Annotated in this window: 16 protein-coding genes; 10 read left to right on the top strand and 6 right to left on the bottom strand. The window is 74.1% G+C overall.

From position 1 onward, the window contains the following. Positions 1 to 26 precede the first annotated feature (26 nt). Positions 27 to 2,015: a DUF1996 domain-containing protein gene (locus tag ACZ6B1_RS29030; RefSeq protein ID WP_468783488.1), complete on the bottom strand. Its 1,989-nt coding sequence runs from the start codon at positions 2,013 to 2,015 to the stop codon at positions 27 to 29. Between the two features lie 454 nt (positions 2,016 to 2,469). Here ACZ6B1_RS29030 and ACZ6B1_RS29025 point away from each other — a divergent pair, with 454 nt between their 5' ends. The 6 genes from ACZ6B1_RS29025 (at position 2,470) to ACZ6B1_RS29000 (ending at position 13,028) form a co-directional block, all read left to right on the top strand. Then, the gene (locus tag ACZ6B1_RS29025) at positions 2,470 to 3,933 is read left to right on the top strand and encodes a C40 family peptidase (protein WP_468783148.1); all 1,464 of its coding nucleotides are present in this window, start codon (positions 2,470 to 2,472) and stop codon (positions 3,931 to 3,933) included. 190 nt (positions 3,934 to 4,123) lie between these two features. After that, entirely contained in the window at positions 4,124 to 5,488 is a 1,365-nt protein-coding gene (locus ACZ6B1_RS29020) for an FAD-dependent oxidoreductase (RefSeq protein WP_468783147.1), read from the top strand. A 397-nt stretch (positions 5,489 to 5,885) separates the two neighbouring features. Next, complete coding sequence (locus ACZ6B1_RS29015) at positions 5,886 to 7,127, top strand: hypothetical protein (protein ID WP_468783146.1); 1,242 nt, start codon at positions 5,886 to 5,888, stop codon at positions 7,125 to 7,127. Positions 7,128 to 7,239: 112 nt separating this feature from the next. Then, complete coding sequence (locus ACZ6B1_RS29010) at positions 7,240 to 7,557, top strand: DUF1232 domain-containing protein (RefSeq protein WP_468783145.1); 318 nt, start codon at positions 7,240 to 7,242, stop codon at positions 7,555 to 7,557. Between the two features lie 148 nt (positions 7,558 to 7,705). After that, a complete protein-coding gene (locus ACZ6B1_RS29005) occupies positions 7,706 to 10,219 on the top strand; it encodes a SpoIIE family protein phosphatase (protein WP_468783144.1) in 2,514 nt (837 codons plus the stop codon). 82 nt (positions 10,220 to 10,301) lie between these two features. Next, complete coding sequence (locus tag ACZ6B1_RS29000; RefSeq protein WP_468783143.1) at positions 10,302 to 13,028, top strand: SpoIIE family protein phosphatase; 2,727 nt, start codon at positions 10,302 to 10,304, stop codon at positions 13,026 to 13,028. A 58-nt stretch (positions 13,029 to 13,086) separates the two neighbouring features. Here ACZ6B1_RS29000 and ACZ6B1_RS28995 read toward each other — a convergent pair whose 3' ends face one another. Then, the gene (locus tag ACZ6B1_RS28995) at positions 13,087 to 14,928 is read right to left on the bottom strand and encodes a glycoside hydrolase family 15 protein (protein ID WP_468783142.1); all 1,842 of its coding nucleotides are present in this window, start codon (positions 14,926 to 14,928) and stop codon (positions 13,087 to 13,089) included. A gap of 219 nt (positions 14,929 to 15,147) precedes the next feature. Here ACZ6B1_RS28995 and ACZ6B1_RS28990 point away from each other — a divergent pair, with 219 nt between their 5' ends. Next, positions 15,148 to 15,354: a hypothetical protein gene (locus tag ACZ6B1_RS28990; RefSeq protein ID WP_359549655.1), complete on the top strand. Its 207-nt coding sequence runs from the start codon at positions 15,148 to 15,150 to the stop codon at positions 15,352 to 15,354. Positions 15,355 to 15,516: 162 nt separating this feature from the next. On the opposite strand, the gene ACZ6B1_RS28985 is transcribed toward ACZ6B1_RS28990, so the two are convergent. Together ACZ6B1_RS28985 and ACZ6B1_RS28980 are read right to left on the bottom strand one after the other, a co-directional pair. Next, positions 15,517 to 16,005, bottom strand: coding sequence for a DUF5709 domain-containing protein (locus tag ACZ6B1_RS28985; RefSeq protein ID WP_468783141.1), 489 nt, complete (start codon positions 16,003 to 16,005; stop codon positions 15,517 to 15,519). A gap of 153 nt (positions 16,006 to 16,158) precedes the next feature. Next, on the bottom strand, positions 16,159 to 17,655 hold the full coding sequence (locus tag ACZ6B1_RS28980; protein WP_468783140.1) for a hypothetical protein: 1,497 nt from the start codon (positions 17,653 to 17,655) through the stop codon (positions 16,159 to 16,161). A 109-nt stretch (positions 17,656 to 17,764) separates the two neighbouring features. Between ACZ6B1_RS28980 and ACZ6B1_RS28975 the strand changes: the two genes are divergently transcribed. After that, positions 17,765 to 18,148: a BlaI/MecI/CopY family transcriptional regulator gene (locus ACZ6B1_RS28975; protein WP_468783139.1), complete on the top strand. Its 384-nt coding sequence runs from the start codon at positions 17,765 to 17,767 to the stop codon at positions 18,146 to 18,148. 32 nt (positions 18,149 to 18,180) lie between these two features. Here the strand turns inward: ACZ6B1_RS28975 and ACZ6B1_RS28970 are convergent, their stop codons facing one another. Together ACZ6B1_RS28970 and ACZ6B1_RS28965 are read right to left on the bottom strand one after the other, a co-directional pair. Then, complete coding sequence (locus tag ACZ6B1_RS28970; RefSeq protein ID WP_468783138.1) at positions 18,181 to 20,523, bottom strand: glycoside hydrolase family 65 protein; 2,343 nt, start codon at positions 20,521 to 20,523, stop codon at positions 18,181 to 18,183. Then, entirely contained in the window at positions 20,520 to 21,260 is a 741-nt protein-coding gene (locus ACZ6B1_RS28965) for an HAD family hydrolase (RefSeq protein WP_468783137.1), read from the bottom strand. The genes ACZ6B1_RS28970 and ACZ6B1_RS28965 overlap by 4 nt, the downstream gene beginning before the upstream one ends. Positions 21,261 to 21,377: 117 nt before the next feature. On the opposite strand from ACZ6B1_RS28965, the gene ACZ6B1_RS28960 reads away from it, so the two are divergent. Both ACZ6B1_RS28960 and ACZ6B1_RS28955 read left to right on the top strand, forming a co-directional pair. Continuing rightward, the gene (locus ACZ6B1_RS28960; RefSeq protein WP_468783136.1) at positions 21,378 to 22,025 is read left to right on the top strand and encodes a nucleoside/nucleotide kinase family protein; all 648 of its coding nucleotides are present in this window, start codon (positions 21,378 to 21,380) and stop codon (positions 22,023 to 22,025) included. Between the two features lie 139 nt (positions 22,026 to 22,164). Then, positions 22,165 to 23,871: an ArnT family glycosyltransferase gene (locus ACZ6B1_RS28955; protein WP_468783135.1), complete on the top strand. Its 1,707-nt coding sequence runs from the start codon at positions 22,165 to 22,167 to the stop codon at positions 23,869 to 23,871. Positions 23,872 to 23,913 lie beyond the last annotated feature (42 nt).

The raw sequence follows: 23,913 nt of genomic DNA, 5'->3' as shown, positions 1-23,913 counted from the left end.
GTCGGGGGCAGGGTCGAGCGGGGTGATCAGTGGGTCAGGCGCTTGGCCTTGATCAGCATGAACAGGCCCGCCAGCGCCAGCAGGATCCCGATGCCCGCAGGCCACAGGTCGGCCCCGGTCTCGGCGAGTCCGCCCTGCCCGGCCGCTTGCGGCTCGGTCTGGGCGACCGGCGCCTGGGACTCCGCGTCCGGGGACTGGGCTGCCGGGGACTGGGCGCCGTCCCCGCCGTCGGCCGCAGGTGCGGGGGTGGTCCGAGTGGCGGAACCGACCTCGCCGGTACCGTCCGAGCCTGCCGACGTCGCCTTGTCGTCTTCGCTCTTCTTGCCGTCATCGGCCGACGCGGTCCGCTTGTCGTCCTTGGCGGGCTTGCTGTGCTTGGTGGTGTTCGCCGGTGCGGTCGTCGCGTCGGTCCTCGGCTCCTCGGCCGGGGCGGAGGAGGTCGGTTCGGCCGTGGCCGTGGCACCCGTGCCGGGGTCGTCAGTCGCACCGTCGCCCGGCGCGTCCGTCGCACCGTCGCCGGGGCTCTGGCTCGGGGCCGCGGTGGCACCGGAGTCGTCGCCGCCGCGCGGACCGCAGGTGCGGCCGGAGTTGATGCAGTCGACCATCTCGCGCATCAGGTCCTCGTCGAAGACGTTGATGAAGTCGCCGTGGTCGGTGACCGGCTTGTGCAACTGCTCCGGGAAGGAGTCCACGGCGAACAGCGGCACCGTCCGCCCACCGTCGTTCAGGCTCGGCGCCTTGACGTCGTAGACGATGCGCTGCACCAGTTGCGGGATCGCCTGGAAGCCCGCGGGACACGCGCCGTCGGGCGTCGCGAACGCCACGTGCGTACGGTGGTTGGCGCTGTCGATGTTGCGGCCGTCCCAGCAGCTCTGGAAGCGGAAGGTGCGCACGACGTCGCTGCCGGACGGGCACAGCGGGTACTTGTCCTTGAGCTGCCGGTCCTCGAACCCGGTGCAGCTCCAGGAGGCGTTGGCGTTGGCGGGGCCGTTGACGAAGGCCTTGGCGTCACCGGTGATGATGCGCAGCAGGCGCGGCATGGCGGTCACCTCGCCCTGGGGGCTGCCGACGAAGGTCAGCGTGACGTCCTTCGGCGTGACGATCCGACCCGCGTTGCCCTCCGTGCCGCCGCCGGGCGCACCGGCGTCCCGCTCCTGCGTGCCGTTCTGCAGGCGCACCACCGGCCAGTAGTACGTCGACCTGTCACCCTTGTCCACGCAGCTCGTGTCGGCCTCGGCCAGGTCGTCGTCGCTGGCGAAGGCGGTGTTGGACTGGTTGCCGACGTAGTCGTGGAAGTGGTGGGCGCCGTTGGAGACGCCGGGGGCCACGATGACGTTGTCGGAGTTGAACAGGCCGTTCGCGTTGACGCCGCACTCGGTGGTGAAGGTGCCGCGCGAGGCGCCGTCCCCCTGGGGCGGCTTCGGCGCGTTGGGCTGTACGGCGGTGATGTCCGCGTAGTCCGACGCGACGGGCCCGTTGCCGCCCTGGCCGGTGCCCGCCTGCCCGGCGCCGTTCTGCCCCTGGCCGCCGCCCTGCTGGCCGCCCGCGCTCGGCGAGGCGGTGGCCTGGCCGGCGCCGTCCGAGCCGCCACCCGCGTCTTCCTGGCCGGGGCGCAGGGTGCAGGCCGCCAGGGACTCCAGTCCCTCCGGCCGGTCCCCGACCCGGTCGATGGCGACCGCGATGCGCTCGATCGTCGCCGCCCGCTTCTCCTTCAGCGGGTTCATGATCGAGCCGTCGGCGGCGCTCGGATCCTGGCGGATCTCCCGTGCCGACGCCTGGAGTTGCTGATAGGCACCGGCCGTCTGCTGGTCCAGCTGGGCGAGTTCACGGTCGACCTCGGCGCGGGCGTCGTCCGGGACCGACGTCAGCCGGCTCCCCACGTCCGGGCAGTCGATCGTGGCCATGCCGGCGGACCTGACCTGTCCGGTGGCGTCCTGGCCGGACCCGCCGCCCCAACCGCCCTCCGTGGCCGAGGCGTAGACGTTCGCGGCGACGAGGCCGCCCCCGCCCAGCATCAGGGCGACTGCTGCGAAGGTCGCGCGTCGTGCGCCGGTCGGGCGTCTGCGCCTGTTGCGTACCACGGTGGTCCCCTTGTGTGGAGCGGTCGGTCGGGCATGGAGTTCCCGCGTCCCATACGTGAGGCGGACCCGCAGCGTTCAACCGAATCGATGATTCACCGGGAACTCACAGGAAACCGTGGTCACACCGGCGGCGGCAGCGTACGGCAACGCGAGCCGGGTGGCAGGGCCATGCAAAGAGCGGAAGAGTCTTCCCACCCGAACAGCACCGCGAACATCACAAATACGTATCGGACATTCCGCCCTCCAACCTTCACACCGAGCACACAAGTTGGCTAGGTTGACCGCCAGGCCGCCCGGCTGCCCCCTGCGAACCCGCCGTGGCGTCCGGGGCCGGGGCTCGACCGACCCCGGGATCGGCCCAACTGCCCCCGCGGGGCAAGGAAGGAGCATGTCTTCCATGGTGCCGGAGGGCCGCGACGAGGTTCGGCAGCGGATCGACTTCCTCTACGAACAGGCCGAGAACGCGACCGGGAACTACAACGCGACCCGGGCCATGTCGGCGGCCGGCAGGAACCGGGGGGTCACGCTGTCCAAGAGGTCCGGGTGGCGTCCCGATCCGGATCTCGACGCCGTGGCCCGGCAGTGGTTCGACGTGGCGCGCGCCAAGCTCGGCCCGACGGTTCCGGCCGTGCTCCCCGCCGACCGCCGGCCCGAACCCCCGGCCGCCCCGGCCCGCTCGTGGGACCGCGCGAACGGCGGTGACCGGGACGCCCTGAGCGTCGCGCTGCCCGAACTGGCGCACGGCTCCGCCGGCCGGGCCTCCGACCGCGCGGTGGCCGAGCTGACGGGCGGGCCCTCGGCGACGCCGAACGGCCGCCCCCGGGCCGCCCTGGAAGCCGGCACGCCCGGCCCGCTGGGCGCCCGCCCGGAACTCCCGGCCGCGCGTCCGGCAGAGCTCACGGCCGCGCCCCCTGCCGAGCTTCCGGCCGTGCGCCCCGCCGAACCGTTCTCGATGGCACCGGAGTCGTCAGCTCCGACGGCGCTCCGGCCGGCCGCATGGGGCACGGCGGAACCGGCTCTCTCCGGTGCCCCGGAGGCGAGCGGCCCCGGTCCGGCGGAGACGGCCGTACTGCCGGTCGCCACCCTTCCCGTACCGCAGGCCGCACCGGCACCGATGCCGAGGGAACTGCCCGACGCCGGGACCGCGCCCCGGCACCCCTCCCCCGCCGAGTCCAAGGCGACCCACCGACGCAAGCTGACCGCGGCCCGCGACCTCCTGGCCCGGCACGCCGCCCGACTCGCCTCCTCGTCAACGGCGTTCCAGCCGCTCACCGGGCAGTGGGAGCAGCCCCAGTGGACGGCACCCGGCGCCACGGCGACACCCGGCGCGCCCGCCCCAGCGGTGATTCCTGACCCCTCCGACCCCCTCGGCGGCACGGGCTCCTTCATTCAGCCCTTCACCGAAGCCCTCACGGACACGGGCGCGTTCCCGCTCCTGTCCGTCACCGACAGCGGCTCCTTCACGACGCTCCCCGCCCCCTTCGCCACCGACGCGACACGCGCCGCCAAGGCCATCGCGTTCGCCCGGGCACAGATCGGCAAGCCCTGCGTGTGGGGGGCCACCGGGCCCGAGTCCTACGACTGCTCCAGCCTCACCCGGGCCGCGTGGCAGGCGGCCGGGGTCACCCTGCCGCGTGCCGCGCACGAGCAGGCCCTGGCCGGCACTCCGGTCACCCTCGCCGCACTCGAACCGGGCGACCTCGTCCTGTTCTTCGACGACGACCGGCACGTGGGCCTGCACATCGGCGACGGCATGATGATCCATGCGCCGGGTCCGGGGTCCACCATCCGCGAGGAGTCGGTCTACGGCGCCGGGGAAGCCGCGATCCACCGCGTGATCCGGCCGGCCTGACCCGCTCCGCGGGCGCCCCGGGCTCCGGCCCGGGGGCGGGCATAAGCGGCTCCTTGAACCCTCATAAGATCCGCTTATGAGGTCATAGACCGAACCCGCGTACTAACTTAGGGCTGCCTTAGCTTAGGCTTCCCGATCGAGCGAGTCTCCTTTTCACGGCTCGAACGTTCACGCTCGAAGGGAACTGATCATGCCGCGCCCCCTGCGGGTAGCCATCGTCGGAGCCGGCCCGGCCGGGATCTACGCCGCCGACGCCCTGCTCAAGTCCGAGGTGGCCGCCGAGCCCGGTGTCTCCATCGACCTCTTCGAGCGGATGCCCGCCCCGTTCGGCCTGATCCGCTACGGCGTGGCGCCCGACCACCCGCGCATCAAGGGCATCATCACCGCCCTGCACCAGGTGATCGACAAGCCGCAGATCCGCCTCTTCGGCAACGTCGACTACCCCACCGACATCAGCCTGGACGACCTCCGGGCGTTCTACGACGCGGTGATCTTCTCGACCGGCGCCACGGCCGACCGAGAGCTGTCCATACCCGGCGTCGAACTGGACGGCTCCTACGGCGCCGCGGACTTCGTCTCCTGGTACGACGGCCACCCGGACGTGCCGCGCACCTGGCCGCTCGAGGCCGAGAAGGTCGCCGTGCTCGGCGTCGGCAACGTGGCGCTCGACGTGGCCCGCGTCCTCGCCAAGACGGCCGACGAACTGCTGCCCACCGAGATCCCGCCGAACGTGTACGACGGCCTGAGGGCGAACCGGGCCAAGGAGATCCACGTCTTCGGCCGCCGTGGCCCGGCGCAGGCGAAGTTCAGCCCGATGGAGCTGCGCGAGCTGGACCACTCCCCGAACATCGAGGTCATCGTCGACCCCGAGGACATCGACTACGACGCGGGCTCCATCGAGACCCGACGGGGCAACAAGCAGGCCGACATGGTCGCCAAGACCCTGGAGAACTGGGCGATCCGCGACGCCGGCGACCGGCCGCACAAGCTGTTCCTGCACTTCTTCGAGTCCCCCGCCGAGATCCTCGGCGAGGACGGCAGGGTCGTCGGCCTGCGTACCGAGCGCACCGCCCTCGACGGCACCGGGAACGTGAAGGGCACCGGCGAGTTCAAGGACTGGGACGTCAGCGCCGTGTACCGCGCCGTCGGCTACCTCTCCGACAGGCTGCCCAAGCTGCCCTGGGACCTGGATTCCGGCACGGTCCCGGACCAGGGCGGCCGGGTCCTCGAGGAGAGCGGCGGCCACCTGCAGTCGACGTACGTCACCGGCTGGATCCGGCGCGGCCCCATCGGCCTCATCGGCCACACCAAGGGCGACGCCAACGAGACCGTGGCCAACCTGCTGGACGACCACGCGAACGGCCGCCTGCACACCCCCGCCTCCCCGGCGCCGGAGGCCGTGGACGCCTTCCTCGCCGAGCGCGAGGTCCGTTTCACCACGTGGGAGGGCTGGTACAGGCTGGACGCCGCCGAGCGCGCGCTGGGCGAGCCGCAGGGCCGCGCGCGCGTGAAGCTCGTCGAGCGTGAGGACATGCTGCGGGAGAGCGGGGCGTAGCTCCTGCCGGTGGACGGGGCCCGCCCCAAGCGGATGGGTGGGCGGGCCCCGTCCGACGCACCATTGTGGGCGCCCGGTCACGGCTGCGGGACGTGTGAACGACGGTCGCGTGACGCGCGCGGCGCGCACCCTGGGTGATCGGCGCGTCCTCGTGTGAGCGGCGTACGTCACGGGCGCCCGGAGCCCACCCTGTGCGCGGCGTGCGCATGGGTGACCAGCGCGCGCCGTGTGCGCGGGAGCGCCGGTCGCTCGGATACACCACCGCCGGCCCGCCCGTGACACGCCACGGGCCGGTGTCACCGGTGGCGCGGCGCGCCGCCCGGGGCCCCGTCGACGGGTTCCGGTCCCCCCGCGGTGATACTGGGTAGCGCACCGGCCCCCATCAGCAGATTGGCCCATGTCGAACTCCGCCACCGACCACGCCACCATCCCGCAGACCCTCTGGGCGGCCCGTGGCCGCCACCCCGGCCCCGCCGCCGAGGACGTCGTCCGTCGCACCCTCGGACGGCACAGGGAAAGCGGGGACATCGACGACTTCGCCGAGCCGCCCGTGCCCGACGACTCCCCCGAACGGATCTTCGAGGCCCGCTGGCGGGCCGGCGGCACCGTGACCGTGCGGGCCCGGCTGACCCTCGTACCTCGGGCCGCCCGCCCCGAGGGGCAGGAGTGGACGCTCGTCGCCGAGGCGGAGCGTCCGTGGGACGAGGCGTGGCCCTCCCCGGCGACCCTGTTCTGGCCCGAGGCCGGCCCGGCGGAGGGCGCCGACGGCGACTGGGACCACCACCCGGGTGTCGCGGGCCTGCGCCTGCGCCAGGTCAACCCGTTGCCCGACGACGACAGGGAGACGCGGCGCCGGCTGAAGGACGCGGCCCGCGAGTCCTGGTGCGCGCATGTCGTCGTGCACGAGGCGATGACCCCCGACGAGCAGGGCAGGCTGCCCCTGGCCCGGTTGCTGCCGCCGGGGCTCCGGCACCGCGTGATGGAGCACCGGGCAGCGCCTCAGCAGCTTCGCGCCGTCAACTGGGCGCTGAAGGACCTCGGCGTCGAGGTGCCCCGCGGCGGTGCCGTGCTGCTGCCGCCCGACCCGGCGCCCGCGGACTACGACGGCGGGGAGCACAGCGTGCGCACCGTCTTCCTGGACGGCTCCGAACCGGCCGGACTCGTGGCGGCGCTGCGCCACTTCATGGCCCTCCCGCGGCCCCTGCCGCGTGGCGTGCGCGAGGCGCTGACGGACCTGCGGGAGAACTGGACCCTGACGACGCTCCAGGAGGAGCTGGAGCGGCAACGGGAGCTGGTCGCCATGTACGCCGACGCGCTGGAGGCGATGACGAAGTCCCGGGACCTGTACCGGGAGGCCGCCGAGCAGGCCCACCAGGCGCTGGCCGCCCTCCGCGACGCGCCCGCCCCCGCCGCCCTGCCGCAGCAGCAGCGGTCCGGCGCCCGGACGCCCGCCGCGCTCCAGCAGTTGACGCGGACCTTCGAACGGCTGCGGTTCACCGCCAAGGGCCCGCGCCCGGCACCGGTCCCGGACGGCCCCTCCGAGGTCGCCGAACTCCCCGGTGTTCCCGAAGTCCCGGAAGTCCCCGAAGGTCCCGGCGTCGAGAGCACCGACGGCGCCGGCGCGGCGGAGCGGCACTAGTGCGTCCGCGCGCGAGGCGGTACGGCGGCCGGGACCGGGCAGAGGGAAGAGGAGGGGAACCGAACGGGGCCGCACCGGCCCGCCCCGTCCGTCACGAGGGACTGGAGGCCGCATGGATTCCACCGCGACCTGGCTGGTGACAGGCGCCGTCGTCGCGGCGGTGCTGCTCGCCGTCGCCGTCGCCCTGCTGGTGCGCCTGGTCCGCGCCCGGCGCACGCTGCGGCGCGCCGGGCTGCCGACCGGACCGCGGTGGGTGTTCTGGGGTGCGATCGCGTACCTGGTGCTGCCCACCGACCTGCTGCCGGACCCGGTCTACCTCGACGACATCGCCGTCCTGCTCCTCGCCCTGCGCAGCCTGCGAGCGGGCCGCGTCCTGCCGGAGGGCACCGAGCTGCGGGCCGGGCTGCCGCCGAGGACCAAGGAGTACTGAACCGGCCTCACGTCCCACGCCGGCCCGCCACGCCTCGCGGCGGCGCGGGCCGGCGGCGACGCCGCGCGTCGCCCAGGTGCGGTCCGCCGCCCGGGGGGCGCATTCTTGCTGTGTCATCCACCCGGCGGCGTACGGGAGGTGGGCACCCATGGCTGTGAGCGGCGAGCGCACGGCCGGTACGCGGGCCCGGCTTGCCACGCTGCTGGTCGACGCCTCCACCGGTGCGCTCGGCGCGGCCGGCGGCCACGTGGCCGGTGTCTACCTGCGCTCCGGCACCCCGGGGCTGCTGCGCCTGGCCGTGCTCGTGGGACTGCCCGGGCCGCTGTTCCGGCCCTGGTGGCGGCTGCATCTGGGCCGGCCCTTCCCGGTGGCCGACGCCTACCGTCTCGGCGTCCCGGTGGTGCTGCCCGACGCCACCGAGACGGTGCGCCGGTATCCCCAGTTCGCGGCGGGGCTGCCGTTCCCGTTCGGCTCGGTGCACGTGCCGGTGCCGGGCGGGGCCGAGCCGCTCGGGGTGCTGACGGTGCTGCGTCCGGCGGTCCCGGACACGGTGGACGAGGTGCTCGATCAAGAGCTCCTCGGGCGGCTCGCCGAGGGGCTCGGTGCCGAGCTGCTCGCGCTCGCGGACGGGGAGGAGGCGGCACTCACCTGGGACGGGGACCCGCTGTGCGCACGGCCGCCCGTCACGCGTCCCGCGGAGACCCGGGTGGGCCGCTTCACCTGGGACCCGGCGACCTCCGCGGTGGCCGCCGACGACCGGCTGAGCGCTCTGCTCGGGCTGCGGCCGGGCGAGTTCCCCGGCACCGGCCCGGCGCTCGCGGACGCGGTGTCACGGGACGAGGCCGAACGGATCCTGGCCGCGCTGCACGAGGCCTCCGCCGGGAGGCCACCGCCCGCGCCGCTGAGTGTCAGGTCGGCGGACGGCGTCCTCCGGCTGCTGGACCTGTGGCCGATGGCGGACACGGGTGCGAGCGTGCTGGTGGGCGGCATCGTCTTCGAGCCGGGTCCCGCCGCGGCGGCGGACGGCGCGGCCGACCTGCTCCCGCAGGGGGTGTTCTGCCTGGACCGGATGGGACTGGTCGTGTACGTCAACCCGGCCGCGGCCCGGCTGGCGGGCCGGGAGCGGCCGGAGCTGCTCGGCCGTCCGCTCTGGGAGGCGATGCCGTGGCTGACCGGGCCGCCGTACGACGACCACCTGCGTGGTGTGCTGCTGTCGCACGAACCGGTGCACGTGCACGTCAGGCGCCCGCCACAGGGTGCCGCGGAGCCCGCCGGGGGTGACTGGCTCGCCCTGACGGTCCATCCCGGCCCGGACATCCTCACCTGCACGCTCGTCCCGGCCAGCCATGTGGACGCGTCGGTGGAGCCGGAGACCGCCGGCCGGCCGGACGAGCTGCACGTCCTGGAGGACACGGTGATCGGCGATCACTCGCTGGCCCCGCTGTACCGGCCCATCGCGCTGGCGATCGCGCTGACCGACGCGGTCACCGCCCGGCAGGTGTCCGCGGTGGTGATGCGGGAGCTGCTGCCCGCGTTCGGCGGCCGCCGCCTGGCCATCTACCTGCTCCAGGAGCGCCATCTGTACCTGGCCTGGGAGACCGGCTTCCCGCAGGGCTTCCTGGCCCCGTTCGACGGCGTCGGTCTGGACGCGCACCTGCCGGGCGTGGAGACCCTCACCACCGGGCGCCCGCTGTTCTTCGAGTCCATGCGGCAGCTCGCGGCCACCTACCCGGGCATTCCCATCGACGCCGAGGAGGGCGCCCGCGCCTTCCTGCCGCTGATCGCCTCCGGCCGGCCGGTCGGCTCGTGCATCCTCGGCTTCGACGGCTCGCGCCGCTTCAGCACGCAGGAGCGTTCCGTCCTCAACGCGCTCGCCGGACTGATCGCGCAGGCGATGGAGCGGGCCCAGCGCTACGACAGCGAGGCCGCGCTCGCCCGGGGGCTTCAGCAGGCCCTGCTGCCCAGGAGGCTGTCGGCGCATCCCCGGGTGGAGACGGCCGGCCGCTACCTGCCCGGCACCCAGGGCATGGACGTGGGCGGCGACTGGTACGACGTGGTGGAGGCGGGCACTGGGCTGGCGCTGGTGATCGGCGATGTGCAGGGCCACGGAGTGCAGGCGGCTGCCACCATGGGTCAGCTGCGCAGCGCGGTGCGGGCCTTCGCGCTCGGGGACCGGCCGCCCGACGAGGTGATGAGCGGCACCAACCGGCTGCTGATCGACCTCGACCCCGGCCAGTTCGCGAGCTGCTGCTACGTCCGGCTGGACCCGGCCACCGGACGGGCCCTGGCGGCCCGTGCCGGGCACCCACCGCCGCTGCTGCGCCGCCCCGACGGGCGGACCACGGTGCTGGACATCCCGGGCGGTGTCGTCCTGGGGGTGGATCCGCGGGCCCAGTACCCGGTGACCGGGCTGCGGCTGGAGCCGCGGGCGGTCCTCGCCCTGTACACCGACGGCCTGGTGGAGCGGCCCGGCACCGACATCGACGACGGCATCGCCGCGCTGGCCCTGGCGCTGTCGCGGGCCGGGACGGCCGTCGGACGGCGGGGCGGCTCCCTCGCCGGAGTCGCCGACCGGCTCACCTCGGCCGCCCGCAACGCCACCGCCCGGCCCGACGACGTGGCGCTGCTGCTCGCCACCCGGCGCCCGGCGCCGGGGCGGTGACCGGAGTACGCGGCCGGCGCCGCCTGGGCCGCGTCCGCCCACGCCCTCGCCACCCGGGGCCGCGCAGTGTAGACATGGGCTCATGGTCCGACTGCCCGGCCGGCCCGAGACTCGGCCGCCCCGTTCCTTCGGGCATCCGCGCGCACCGGCGCGGCAGGTGCCGGGCGCGAACGGCGCACCACCGGGTGTGCTGAGGTCGGCGGTGACCGGACGCAGCGTCGCCGGGCAGGTGTTCCTGCTGCAAGTGGTGATCGTGCTGCTGCTGGTCGTGTCGGCCGTGGTGGCCCAGGTGCTCCAGGTGCGGCACGACAGCGACCAGGAGGCGCGCAACCGCTCGCTCGCCGTGGCCGAGTCGTTCGCCAACGCGCCCGGCACTGCCGCCGCGCTGCGCGCTCCGGACCCGACGGCCATCCTGCAGCCGCGCGCCGAGGCCACCCGCAAGGCGACCGGCGTGGACTTCGTCGTCGTGATGTCGACCGACGGCACCCGGTACACCCACCCCAAGCCGGACCGGATCGGCAAGAAGTTCGTCGGGACGATCGCGCCGGCCGTCGCCGGTGGGACGGTCGTCGAGGAGGTCAACGGGACGATCGGCCCGCTGGTGCAGGTCGTGGTGCCGGTCAAGGACAAGTCCGGCAAGGTGGTGGGCCTGGTGTCGTCCGGGATCACCACCGCGCACGTGGGCGGAACCGCCGACCAGCAGCTACCCCTGCTGCTCGCGGCGGCCGCCGCGGCGATGGCGCTGGCCACCGCGGGCACGGCCCTGGTCAGCAGACGGCTGCTGCGCCAGACGCACGGCCTCGGACCGTACGAGATGACCCGGATGTACGAACACCACGACGCCGTGCTGCACGCCGTCCGCGAGGGCGTCCTCATCGTCGGCGGCGGTGGCATGCTGCTGCTCGCCAACGACGAGGCACAGCGACTGCTGGACCTGCCCGAGGACGCCGAGCAGCGGCATGTGCTGGAGCTGGGGCTGGACGACGAGACGGCCGGGCTGCTCGCCTCCGGGCGGGTCGCCACGGACGAGGTGCATCTGGTCAAGGACCGGCTGCTGGCCATCAACCAGCGCCCCACCGACCTGCGCGGCGGGCCGCCGGGCAGCGTCACCACACTCCGCGACTCCACCGAGCTGCGCGCCCTGTCCGGCCGGGCGGAGGTGGCGCGCGAGCGGCTGAACATGCTGTACGACGCCGGGGTGGGCATCGGCACCAGCCTGGACGTGGCCCGTACGGCGGAGGAGCTGGCCGGGCTGGCAGTGCCCCGGTTCGCGGACTTCGTCACCGTGGACCTGTTCGACGCGGTGCTGAAGGGCGAGGAGCCGAAGCCGGGCACCGCGCTGCGCCGGGCGGCCTTCAGCGGCATCCGCAAGGACGCCCCGCTGTATCCGCTGGGTGAGCGCATCCGGTTCGTGTCGACGTCGCCGCAGGCCCGGAGCCTGACGACGGGGCAGGCCGTCGTGGAACCGGTGCTCCGCCAGGCGCCCGGCTGGCTGGCGCAGGACCCGCGGCGCACCGATCAGGTGTTGGAGTACGGGATCCACTCGCTGATCACCGTTCCGCTGCGGGCGGGCAGCCTGGTCCTGGGCCTGGCGAACTTCTGGCGGTCTGAGAAGCCGCAGCCGTTCGACGCCGAGGAGCTGGCCCTCGCCGAGGAGCTGGTGGCGCGGGCCGCCGTGTCCATCGACAACGCCCGGCGCTACACCCGTGAGCACAGCATGGCGGTGGCCCTCCAGCGCAGCCTGCTGCCGCGTTCCCTGCCCGAGCAGGGGGCCCTGGAGATCGCCTACCGCTATCTGCCGGCACAGGCCGGGGTGGGCGGCGACTGGTTCGACGTACTGCCGCTGTCCGGCGCCCGGGTGGCCCTGGTGGTGGGCGACGTCGTGGGGCACGGGCTGCACGCGGCCGCGACGATGGGCCGGCTGCGCACCGCGGTGCACAACTTCTCGGCGCTCGATCTGCCGCCCGACGAACTGCTCGGCCTGCTGGACGAGCTGGTGGGCCGCATCGACCAGGACGAGACCCCGGCCGACGGCGCCGCGGTCACCGGCGCGACCTGTCTGTACGCGGTGTACGACCCGGTGGCCCGGCGCTGCACCGTCGCCCGGGCCGGGCATCCGCCGCCGGTGCTGGTACGCCCGGACGGCGAGGTGGAGTTCCCGGAGGTGCCCGCGGGTCCCCCGCTGGGCCTGGGCGGGCTGCCCTTCGAGACGGTCGATCTGGAGCTGGCGGAGGGCAGCAGTCTGGTGCTCTACACCGACGGTCTGGTGGAGGACCGGGACCGGGACATCGACGTCGGCCTCGAGCTGCTGCGCGACGCGCTGCGCCGGGCGTCCGGCGCCTCGCCCGAGGAGACCTGCCGGACCGTGCTGGACCGCCTCCCGGCCCGGCCCAGCGACGACGTGGCGCTGATCGTGGCGCGCACCCGGGTCCTCGGCGCGGACCGGGTCGCCGAGTGGCAGGTGCCGTCCGACCCGGCGGCCGTCGCCGAGGTGCGGGCTTCGGTGGCGCGGCGGCTCGACGCCTGGGGTCTGGAGGAGCTGTCGTTCACCACGGAGCTGATCCTCAGCGAGCTGGTGACCAACGCGATCCGCTACGGGCGCGGCCCGATCGGGGTACGGCTGCTGCGCGAGCGGACGCTGATCTGCGAGGTCTCCGACGGCAGCACCACCTCCCCGCACCTGAGGTACGCGGCGAGCACCGACGAGGGCGGCCGGGGCCTGTTCCTGGTCGCACAGCTCGCCGAGCGCTGGGGCACCCGGTACACCCCCAATGGAAAGATCATCTGGGCGGAGCAGCCACTGCCCTGACGGCCGGGACCGTCCCGGCCGTCGCCTGCATCGGCGGGCGCCCGGTGGCGGAGGCGGCTCAGCCGAGGGCGCGGTCGAGGTTGAAGGCCGCGCTGATGAGGGACAGATGGGTGAAAGCCTGCGGGAAGTTGCCCTGCTGCTCGCCGGTGCGGCCGATCTCCTCGGCGTACAGGCCGAGGTGGTTGGCGTAGGTGAGCATCTTCTCGAAGGCCAGCCGGGCCTCGTCGAGCCGTCCGGCCCGGACCATGGCCTCGACGTACCAGAACGAGCAGATCGAGAAGGTGCCCTCGTCGCCGCGGAGTCCGTCGGGGCTGGCCTGCGGGTCGTAGCGGTAGACGAGGGAGTCGGAGACCAGGTCCTCGGTGAGGGCGTCCAGCGTCGACAGCCACTTGGGATCGGTGGGGGCGATGAACTTGGCGAGCGGCATCATGAGCACGGCCGCGTCGAGCACCTCGCTGTCCTCATGCTGGACGAAGGCGCTGCGCTGTTCGCACCAGCCGCGGTCCATGATCCGCCGGTAGATGGTGTCGCGGGACTGGCGCCAGCGGGGCAGGTCGGCGGGGAGTCCGCGCCGGTTGGCCAGGCGGATGGCCCGTTCCACGGCGACCCAGCACATCAGCCGCGAGTACAGGAAGTTCCGGCGGCCGCCCCGGGTCTCCCACACGCCCTCGTCGGGCTGGTCCCAGTGGTCGCACACCCAGCCCACGAGGTGGCACACGTCGTCCCACTGGCCGCTGGAGATGGGCTGGGCCCACTTGTCGTAGAGGTAGATGGAGTCGATCAGGGCGCCGTAGATGTCGAGCTGGAGCTGGTCGGCGGCGGCGTTGCCGACCCGGACCGGGGCGGAGCCGAGATGGCCCTCCAGATGGGTGAGTTCGCGTTCGGGCAGCTCGGTGCGGCCGTCGATGCCGTACATGATCTGCAGTGGCCCGCAGTGGTCGCCGCAGCCGGGGCTGATGTGTGTGGTCAGGAACCGCATGAACGCCTCGGCCTCGCCGGTGAAGCCGAGCCGCAGCAGCGCGTAGACGGCGAAGGCGGCGTCGCGCACCCACACGTAGCGGTAGTCCCAGTTGCGCTCGCCGCCGAGCTGCTCGGGCAGGCTGGTGGTGGGCGCGGCGACGATGGCGCCGGTGGGGGCGTAGGTGAGGAGCTTGAGGGTGAGCGCGGAGCGGTGGACCATCTCCCGCCAGCGGCCCCGGTAACGGGACTGGTGCAGCCAGTGCCGCCAGTAGGTGACGGTGGCGTTGAACTCGTGCTCGGCCTCCATGTGGGGGCAGCCGCGCGGTGGCACCTCCTCGCCGGCCAGGTCCAGGGCGAACACCGCGGTCTCGCCCTCGCCCAGCTTGAAGTCGGCCCAGGCGTCCTGTCCGTCGCACTCCATGACGACGGTGGAGGTGAGCGCCAGGGACCGCTCGGGGGACTCGAAGAAGAGCAGGCCGTTCAGCTTGCGCACGGTGTGCGGGTCGGCGCCGTAGTTGAAGCGGGGAGCGACCCTGGCCCGGAAGGGGACGGTGCCGCGCACGCACATCACGCGCCGGATCAGCCGGTGCCGGGCCGACTCGGCGGCCTGCCCGTCCCCGGTGACCGGCATGAAGTCCTGCACCTCGCCGACGCCGTCCTCGGTGAAGAAGCGGGTGATCAGCACATTGGTGTCGGGGAAGTAGAACTGCTTGGTGCGGCCCGGTACGGCGGCGGCCAGCTCGAAGCTGCCGCCGCGTTCGGCGTCCAGGATCGACGCGAAGACGCTGGGGGCGTCGAAGGACGGTGAGCAGTACCAGTCGATCGTGCCGTTGGTGCCGACCAGCGCGACACTGCGCAGGTCGCCGATGAGACCGTGCTCGGCGATCGGCAGGTAGCGGGGGCTTCGGGACGACTCCTGCTGGAAGGGCATGTCGGCCATCGTTGAGGCCTCCCCGGTGCGGGACGCTGCTGTTTTCCAGGGTATGGGCGGATTTCCAGCTTACGGGCGAGTGCTTCGGCGCGGGCTGGGCAGGCGGTCCTCACCCCGCTCTGCGGCCCCTTCCGGATGCAGGGTCCGCCGCGGCGGTGAATGGTGAGAGAGTGCCCCGTTCGGCGGCACCGGCACGGATGCGGTCATCCGGACCGAGGAGGAGGCATCATGTCGACATCCACACCCGAAGGGTCCAGGTCGTCCGACGACCACTGCACCCCGGACGCTCTGCTCCACTCCGCTCCTTCGCGGGGTCTCACCCCGGAGGACCTGGTGATGGCGACGGGCAGGGACGTCACTCCGGCGACCCTTGACTGGGCGCGCCGCAAGCTGGAGACCGAGGGCCCGTCGGCCATCGAGAAGCTGCTGCCCTGACAGGGCGGTCCGGGAAGCAGGCAGGACACCAACGGGGAGGCGCCGGGCGGGCACGCCCTCGTCAGGGGGCGCGCCCGCCCGGCGTCGCGTCGTGCCCGCCTCGCCGAGCCCGACGCGGGCACAGCCGCCGGCCGGCCGCGGCCGGCCGGCGGTCGGGTTCCACTAGGGCGCTCCGCGTTCCGGATCCCCGGTGATGTGCATGGCCGCCTCCTCGGCGCCGGCCGCTCCCCCGTCGATCCCCACGTCGGAGGCGACCTCCTCCTTCGTGGTGTCGGTGTGGGCGCCTTCGTCGGGGGCGACCAGACGGCCCGCTCTGGCCTCGCCCGCCTCCGGGTCGACGGGTTCGCCCTCGCCCCCGGGGAGGTCGCCGGTCGCGTCGCCCGCCGGTGTCTCCACGTCCGGCACCTCCTGGCGGAGCCGCTCGTCGAGGGTCTCGCCCTCATGCTGCTCGGCGGCGGTGGTGCCGTACTTGGTGACGCCCAGGGGCCGCTCGGGCGGGGAGTAGCCCTCGTCGAGGACGTCGTCGTAGCCGCGCTCGTCCAACGTGTCCTGCGGGTCCAGGGCGCCGGCGTCCTCCTGTTCCTCGTTGGTCCCGGTGGGCTGGTAGGCGTCGTCCGCCATCGGGCTTCCGCCTGCCTGCTGATCGCTCATCGTCGCCTCCGTCTCGGCACGCGCTCGGTCCCGGTTCGCGTTTCCCGCGGGCCGCGTACCTAACCTCGCTCGTCGGTCCGGTCGGCTCGTCGCCGCCGGCCCGCTGGGCCCGGAGGTGTCTCGGCACGTCACCCGCCGGGGAGCGGGCGCGGCTCAGGGGTCGGTCCTCGGTACGGCGTAGTAGAGGCGCTGCCCGGTGAGTGCCACGGAGGGCCAGGTGCGGGCGTACCCGGGTGGGCGGGAGCCGGTGGGCACCAGTGCGGCCACAGGGGTGCGGCGGGCGGTGCGGGCGATCGTCCCGGCGGTGGTGTTGGCGTTGTGCCCGGACGTGGCCGCCGAGGAACAGCCGGCGTAGTACGCGACCGGGATGGCCTCGTGCCCGGTGAGCAGACAGGGCGGGCGGACGCCGAGCCGGTGCAGGGTGGCGGCGGTGCGGGACCAGTCGCGGTGGGCGGCGGTCGTGCGGCTGACGACGGCGGTCAGGACGGCCAGTTGAACGGCGAGGTGGGTGGCGAGGCCCAGCGCCACCAGCGTCACCGCCACCGCCCGCCGGGCCCCCGGTCGTGTGGTCAGCGGATGGAGCAGCGCCTCGGCGACGGGGATCGCGAGCAGGGCGTACGCCGGGAGCAGGAAACGGGGCGCGGCGTAGCCGATCAGGAACAGGTAGGGGAAGGCCGACGTGACGCCGCAGGCGAGCGGCAGCAGGGTGGCTGCGGTACGCCGGGCCCGGACCGCGATCGCCAGGCCGAGCCCGGCGGCCAGGGGCAGCGCGAACCACCAGGCGGTGACCAGCGGGTGGGGCAGCGGGCCCGTGCAGGGCCGGCACAGGGCCCGCCCACCGAGGCTGCGGAGCTGGTCGACGACGGCCACGTGCAGGCCGAGTCCGCCCTGGATCGCCGATGCGTCGGCCAGGCGCCGGGCGAGACCTCCGTAGCCGACGTACGCCTCGATCACCCATTCGAGAGTCCCGGCGGCGAGTCCCGTGAGGAGGGCCAGGAGAGGCCGCCGGTGGCGGCGCGGCAGGCCGAGGGCGAGCAGCGGCAGGGCGGCCCAGACCGCGTCCATCGGCCGCATCCAGGCCATCAGCGCACCGCTCGCGGCCAGGCCCCACAGCGCGGCCCGGTCCCGGCGGTCCCTGCGGGCCCGCAGGAAGCAGGCGACGGCGGCGAGGGCGCCGACGGCCACCCAGTGGTTGGGCATGGCCTGCGGGCCGTAGAACAGGGTCACCCACAGGGAGGCGAACAGAGCCCCGGCCAGGGCCAGGACGCGGTCCGGGAACAGGCCGCGCCAGGCCCGCAGGGCCAGGTACAGGGCGAGGCCGGACAGGACGGCGAGGTGGATCCGCAGCAGGACGGTGGACGAGGACCAGGCCGCCACGGGTGCGACGAGCAGGGAGACACCACGGGCGCGGGGCGCGCTGAAGAAGGCCGCGGGAGCGTGTCCGGCGACCTGGCTGACGTACACCGTCTCGTCCCAGCCGAGCCCCATGCCGGGCCGGACGAGCAGCAGTTGGGCCAGGGTGAAGGCCACGGCGACGGCGGCGAGCGGTGGAGCGAGGCGGGTGTGCCGGGTCCTTCGGGTTCCGGCGGGCCCGCGTCGCGTGCGCGCACGCCGGGCCGCCTCGCGTGTCGCGTGTGCGCTTCCGGCCATGGCCACCTCTCCCTCGGGCAAAACACGGCCAAACTAGCGCGAACCATCCCGCCGTGCCCGGTAGACGCGACCGTCCGGCCGACGGCCCTACGCGCTGTAAGGTTGAGGTATGGCTGGCAGAGGGGCCCGCGACCGGGCGGAGCGGCGCAGCGCCGGGGAGCTGGAGCATGAGGTGCTGGCCGCGCTGTGGGCCACCGACCGGCCGCTGACCCCGGTGGAGGTGCAGGCCGGGATCGACGGGGAGCTCGCCTACAACACGGTGCACACGATCCTCAAGCGCCTGTACGACAAGGGGCTGGTACTGCGGGATGCCGGCGGCAGGCGCGGCGCGTACCGGCCGGCGAAGGACGCGGCGCAACTGACCGCCGAGGCGATGCGCGAGGCGCTGGACCGGGGGCCGGACCCGACCGGCGCGCTCCGGCGGTTCGTGGCCGGGCTGAGCGCGGAGCAGAAGCGGGTGCTGCGCGAACTGCTCATCGCGGACGGCGCCTGAGGTCCGGCGGGCACGGCCCGCCGGACCGGCGCTCAGCGGGCGTTCGGCGCCCGGTGCGCGGGCTGCCCCGGCGCGGAGCGCGGGGACACCGGCGGCACCGCGCGGACGGCCGGCTCGTCGGCACTGACCGTCAGCCCCTCCCCGTGGTGGTGGAGCCTGAGCGGAGGCCCGGCGAGGAGCGTGTAGGTGGCCTTGTCGGCGCCGATCTCCACGCGCAGGCGGCGGGTGCGGTACTGCAGATGGAAGGCCACCCGGCGCAGCCGCTCCGGGAGGCGGGGCGCGAACCGCAGGCCCTCGCCGTCCCGGCGCATCCCGCCGAAGCCCGCAACCAGCGCCATCCACGTACCGGCCAGCGAGGCGATGTGCAGCCCGTCACGGGTGTTGTGCTCCAGGTCCGCGAGGTCCATCAGCGCCGCCTCGGCCGTGTAGTCGTAGGCGAGCCCCAGATGGCCGGCCTGGGCGGCGACGACCGCCTGGACGCAGGCGGACAGGGAGGAGTCGCGCACGGTCAGCGGCTCGTAGTAGGCGAAGTTGCGGGCGACCTGCTCGTCGTCGAAGGAGGCACCGCAGGTGTACATCGCCAGCACCAGGTCGGCCTGTTTGACGACCTGTTTGCGGTAGAGGTCGAAGTAGGGGAAGTTCAGCAGCAGCGGGTACTGCTCGGGGCGAGTGCCGGCGAAGTCCCAGCGCTGGTAGCGGGTGAAGCCGGCGTGCTGCTCGTGCACACCGAGTTCGTCGTTGTAGGGGATGTGGATGGCCTCGGCGGCGTCCCGCCAGGCCGCGCTCTCCTCCTCGTCCACACCGAGGCGCTGCGCCTCGCGGGCGTGCCGCTCGACGAAGTCGGCCGCCGCGAGCAGGTTCTGACGTGCCATCAGATTGGTGTACGTGTTGTCGTCGGCGACCGCGCTGTACTCGTCGGGGCCGGTGACGCCGTCGATGTGGAAGACGCCGTGGTGGTCGTGGTGGCCCAGCGAGCGCCACAGCCGGGCCGTCTCCACCAGCAGCTCCACCCCCGCCTCGCGCTCGAAGTCCAGGTCGCCGGTGGCCTCGACGTAGCGCAGGACGGCGTCGGCTATGCCGGCGTTCACATGGAAGGCGGCGGTGCCGGCCGGCCAGTAGGCCGAGCCCTCCGCGCCCTGGATGGTGCGCCAGGGGAACGCGGCGCCGCCGAGCCCGAGTTGGGCGGCGCGCTCGCGGGCCTCGTCCAGCGTGTTGTGCCGCCAGCGCAGCGCCTCGGCGACGGCCTCGGGGGCGGTGTGGGTGAGGACGGGCAGCACGAACATCTCGGTGTCCCAGAAGGCGTGCCCGTCGTAGCCTGAGCCGGTGAGCCCCTTGGCGGGTATCGCCCGCTGCTCGGCGCGGGCCCCGGCCTGCAGCACATGGAAGAGCGCGAACCGTACGGCCTGCTGGATCTCCTCGTCGCCGTCCACCTCGACGTCCGCGCGGTCCCAGAAGTCGTCCAGGTGGGCCCGCTGGTCGTCGAGCAGTCCCTGCCAGCCGTCGTGCGCGGCGGCCGCGAGGGCCGCGTCGACCTGGTCGGCCATCGCGGGCAGCGAGCGGGTGCCGGACCAGCCGTGGGCGACCAGCTTCTCCACGCGCAGCGTCTGGCCGGGCTCCAGGACGGAGGTGACGGTCAGCCGGGCCACGTCGATGTCGGCCTCGCTGCGGGTCGTGGTGCGTTCGGGACCGGTGACCACGTGGTCGGCGGCCACCGCCACCCGCAGGCCGCTGCGCCGGGTGCGGTGCACCAGGCGCAGCCGGTCGCCGGAGGCGAAGCCGTCCTCCTGCTCCAGCGGCGACTGCAGGGCAATCGCCGCGCGCGGGTCGCCGTTCGCCCCGGGCAACTGTTCGTTGGCGACCAGCTCCGACTGGATCACCACCCGGCTGCGGCTGCCGACCGCCTCCACCTCGTACGCCACCGCGGCGACCGCCCGCTGGGTCAGCGACACCAGCCGGGTCGAGCGCACCCGGACCGTGGAGCCGGCAGGGGACGTCCACTCGCAGGTGCGCTCCAGCACCCCGCGGCGCAGGTCCAGCACCCGCTCGTGCCGGACGAGCCGGCCGTAGCGCAGGTCGAACGGCTCGTCGTCGACCAGCAGCCTGATGACCTTGCCGTTGGTGACGTTGATGACCGTCTGCCCGGACTCCGGGTAGCCGTAGCCGGCCTCGGCGTACGGCAGCGGGTGCAGCTCGTGGACCCCGTTGAGGTAGCTGCCCGGCAGGCCGTGCGGTTCGCCCTCGTCCAGGTTGCCGCGCCAGCCGACGTGCCCGTTGGACAGCGCGAACACCGACTCGCTCTGCGCGAGGACGTCGAGGTTCAGGTCCGTCTCGCGCACGGCCCACGGCTCGACCGTGTACGACCGGTGGGTGATCACCGCTTGCCTCCCAGCTCGGCGAGGTCCTTGACGACGACGCTCGCGCCGTGCGCGTACAGCGCGTCTTCCTGTCCGGTCCGGTCGACGCCGACGACGTATCCGAAGCCGCCCGCCCGGCCCGCGTCCATGCCGGCCAGCGCGTCCTCGAAGACGGCCGCCCCGGCCGCCTCGACGCCCAGGTCGCGGGCGGCGGCGAGGAACGTGTCGGGACGGGGCTTGCCCGGCAGTTTCCGCTCGGCGGCTACGACACCGTCGATGCGTACGTCGAAGAAGTGCTCGGCGCCGACGGCCCGCAGCACGTCGCGGCAGTTGGCGCTGGAGGAGACGATCGCGGTGCGCAGACCCGCCGCGCGGACCGCCTCCAGATAGCGCAGGGTGCCCTCGTAGGCCTCCACGCCCCCGGTGCGGATCTTCTCCAGCAGCAGGACGTTCTTGCGGTTGCCGAGGCCGTTCACGGTCTCGGCGTCCGGAGGGTCGTCGGGACCGCCCTCGGGCAGGTGGATGCCGCGGGAATCCAGGAAGGCGCGGACCCCGTCGGCGCGCGGGCGTCCGTCGACGTATTCGTCGTAGTCGGCGACCTCGTCGAACGGCCGTCCCCGCTCGCCCTCGTAGGCGCTGAGGAAGGCGTCGAAGGTCTCCTTCCAGGCGGCCGCGTGCACGACGGCGGTCCTGGTGACGACCCCGTCGAGGTCGAAGAGGCAGGCCTGGATGGTGTCGGGCAGACCGAGCTGAGTCATACTCAGCACTGTTCCCCATGAGGCGCCGTCCAGTGGGTGGCGAGCACCACACGGGCGATACTTTCGCACCTTCGCACCGGGGTCCCACCGTCCGGGCGCGGGTGACAGACTCTGGGTGTGCCGCTGACCTTCGACGATCTCCTGGTCCGCGCCCGCACCCTCACCCGGGACGGGCGGCGCGCCGTCCTCGGTGTCACGGGTGGCCCGGGCGCCGGCAAGACGACGCTGGCCGAGCATCTGGTGCGGGCCCTGAACGCGGGCGGGCCGCCCTGGGTGGCGCATGTGCCGATGGACGGCTTCCATCTGGCCGACGCCGAACTGGACCGGCTGGGCCGCCGGGACCGCAAGGGCGCGCCGGACACGTTCGACGCGGCCGGGTACGCGGCGCTGCTGGGGCGGCTGCGCGAGGAGACCGGCGAGGTGGTGTACGCGCCGGGGTTCGAGCGGGTGCTGGAGCAGCCGATCGCGGGTTCGGTCCCGGTGCCGCCGAGCGCCCGTCTGGTGGTGACGGAGGGCAACTACCTTCTGCTGCGGGAGGGTTCGTGGGCGCGGGTGCGGCCGTGCCTGGACGAGGTGTGGTTCTGCGAGATCGGCGAGGAGGAGCGGATCCGGCGGCTGGTCGCCCGGCACGTGGAGTTCGGCAAGGAGCACGCGGCGGCGGTGGCCTGGGTGCTGGGCACGGACCAGCGCAACGCCGACCTGATCGCGGCGACGCGGGACCGGGCGGACCTGGTGGTGCCGGCCGGCGCGCTGCCCGCGCCGTAGGCGGTGCCGCCTGCGGGTGGCGCGGCTGAACTCCGGCGGTTGAACTCCGGCGGGCCGGGGGCCGTACCCGTGGGCGGGACGGAAGGTCAGCCGGTGCGGCCCGGGCAGCGGTGACGTCCCGGTGGCGGGAGCGGAGCGGATGACGGCGCGCGAACAGCACGGGGCCGGCACGGGCGGTGCGGTCCTGGCACCGGAGGTCCCCGGCGACGGCGTCCCCGAGCGGACCCCCGCGCGGAGGGGCGGGCTCGCCGGGCTGTCGCGTCACCGGCGATGGCTGGTCCCGCTGCTGGCGGCGCTGCTGCTGGCCCAGATGGCGGCCGCGATGGTCACCACGGCCGTCCAGCAGACGCCGACCATCGACGAGCCCGTGTACGTGGCGACGGCCACCGACTACCTGCGCGAGCACCGGGTGCGGTACAACCCCGAGCATCCGCCGCTCGGCAAGCTGCTGATCGCGGCCGGGGTGGCGGTGGCGGACCCGCGCTACGACCCGGCGTACTCCGGCACCCAGGGCGAGGTGGGCCGGCATCTGCTGTACGAGTCGGGCAACGACCCCTGGCGGCTGATGTGGTGGGCGCGGCTGCCGGTGATCGTGCTGACCCTGCTGTTCGGTCCGGTGGTGTTCGCGTTCGCGCGGGACGTGGCGGGCACCAGGGGCGGCTTGGCGGGCCTGGCGCTGTACGCCTTCTCCCCCGATGTGATCGCGCACGGCTCGCTGGCCACGCTGGACGTGCCGGCCGCGGGTTTCGTGCTGACGTCGGCGTGGCTGGTGTGGCGGGCGCGGCGCAGGCCCCGGCTGTGTCTGCCGCTGTCCGGCGCGGCGCTGGGGGCGGCGGTGGCGACGAAGATGAGCGCGCTGCCGGCCGTCCCGGTGGTGATGCTGCTGGCGGTGCTGTCGGTGTGGGGCGCCGGCCGCCGCGGGCGGCTGCTCCGGGGGGCGGCGGCCGCCGCGGCCGTGCCGGTGGCGGCGGTCGCCGTGGTCTGGGCGGCGTATCTGGCGGTCGATCCGCGGCTGCGGTTCGACCCGGCCGAGCCGGTGCCGGCCGTGCGCGGGCTGCGCGGGCGGGTCACGGACCTGCTGCCGCTGCCGCCCGCGTACCGGGCCGGGATGCGGGTGCAGTTCGGTTTCGAGGACCAGCACTGGCAGGGCTTTCTGTTCGGGCACCTGTACACGGGCTCGCGCTGGTACTACCTGCCGGCCGCGCTGCTCGTGAAGACGCCGCTCGGGCTGCTGGCGCTGGGCGCGGCCGGCGCGGTCCTGGCCGTGGCGGTGCGGCGGCTGCGGCCCGTGGCGCCGTATCTGCTGCTGCCGCCCGCGGTGCTGCTGACGGCGGCGATGACGGGTTCCCGCGACCTCGGCACCCGGTACGCGGTGTTCGTGCCGGTGTTCCTCGCCGTGACGGCGGCGGGCGTGCTCACGGTGCGCCGGCACCGGACCGGTGTACCGGTGGGGCTGCTGGTGCTGCTGGTGGCGGTGAGTTCGCTGCGGACCTTCCCGTACTACCTGCCGTACGCCAACGAGGCGTTCGGCGGTCCGGCGCACACGCACAGGCTGCTGCACGACTCCAACGTGGACTGGGGCCAGGACCTGGGCCGGCTCGCCGACCGGCTGCGGCAGCGGTACCCGGGCGAGCGGGTGTGGCTGGTCTACAAGGGCAGCGGGGTGCCGTCGTACTACGGGATCGACGCCGCCGATCCGCGCGGGGTGGCGCCGGAGCGGGTGCACGGGCTGCTGGCCGTGTCCGACTCGGCGGCCGCCAAGGCGCGCGGCCCACTGGCGGAACTGATCGGCTCCAGCCGTCCGGTCGGCGAGGTCGGGCATTCGGTCACGCTGTACCGGCGGTGAGCCCGCCGCCCCGTAAACGCCCTGCTCATGACGGCCGGTGAG

Source organism: Streptomyces sp. NPDC041129 (assembly GCF_055592265.1).
Note: the sequence above shows the minus strand (reverse complement) of the source record. Positions and strands in the feature narration are given on the sequence as shown.

What these genes read in the sequence shown, in the direction of transcription:
- ACZ6B1_RS29030 (WP_468783488.1), bottom strand. Translation starts at nt 2,015, where the DNA reads ATGCTGGGCGGGGGCGGCCTCGTCGCCGCGAACGTCTACGCCTCGGCC.
- ACZ6B1_RS29025 (WP_468783148.1), top strand. Translation starts at nt 2,470, where the DNA reads ATGTCTTCCATGGTGCCGGAGGGCCGCGACGAGGTTCGGCAGCGGATC.
- ACZ6B1_RS29020 (WP_468783147.1), top strand. Translation starts at nt 4,124, where the DNA reads ATGCCGCGCCCCCTGCGGGTAGCCATCGTCGGAGCCGGCCCGGCCGGG.
- ACZ6B1_RS29015 (WP_468783146.1), top strand. Translation starts at nt 5,886, where the DNA reads ATGTCGAACTCCGCCACCGACCACGCCACCATCCCGCAGACCCTCTGG.
- ACZ6B1_RS29010 (WP_468783145.1), top strand. Translation starts at nt 7,240, where the DNA reads ATGGATTCCACCGCGACCTGGCTGGTGACAGGCGCCGTCGTCGCGGCG.
- ACZ6B1_RS29005 (WP_468783144.1), top strand. Translation starts at nt 7,706, where the DNA reads ATGGCTGTGAGCGGCGAGCGCACGGCCGGTACGCGGGCCCGGCTTGCC.
- ACZ6B1_RS29000 (WP_468783143.1), top strand. Translation starts at nt 10,302, where the DNA reads ATGGTCCGACTGCCCGGCCGGCCCGAGACTCGGCCGCCCCGTTCCTTC.
- ACZ6B1_RS28995 (WP_468783142.1), bottom strand. Translation starts at nt 14,928, where the DNA reads ATGGCCGACATGCCCTTCCAGCAGGAGTCGTCCCGAAGCCCCCGCTAC.
- ACZ6B1_RS28990 (WP_359549655.1), top strand. Translation starts at nt 15,148, where the DNA reads ATGTCGACATCCACACCCGAAGGGTCCAGGTCGTCCGACGACCACTGC.
- ACZ6B1_RS28985 (WP_468783141.1), bottom strand. Translation starts at nt 16,005, where the DNA reads ATGAGCGATCAGCAGGCAGGCGGAAGCCCGATGGCGGACGACGCCTAC.
- ACZ6B1_RS28980 (WP_468783140.1), bottom strand. Translation starts at nt 17,655, where the DNA reads ATGGCCGGAAGCGCACACGCGACACGCGAGGCGGCCCGGCGTGCGCGC.
- ACZ6B1_RS28975 (WP_468783139.1), top strand. Translation starts at nt 17,765, where the DNA reads ATGGCTGGCAGAGGGGCCCGCGACCGGGCGGAGCGGCGCAGCGCCGGG.
- ACZ6B1_RS28965 (WP_468783137.1), bottom strand. Translation starts at nt 21,260, where the DNA reads ATGACTCAGCTCGGTCTGCCCGACACCATCCAGGCCTGCCTCTTCGAC.
- ACZ6B1_RS28955 (WP_468783135.1), top strand. Translation starts at nt 22,165, where the DNA reads ATGACGGCGCGCGAACAGCACGGGGCCGGCACGGGCGGTGCGGTCCTG.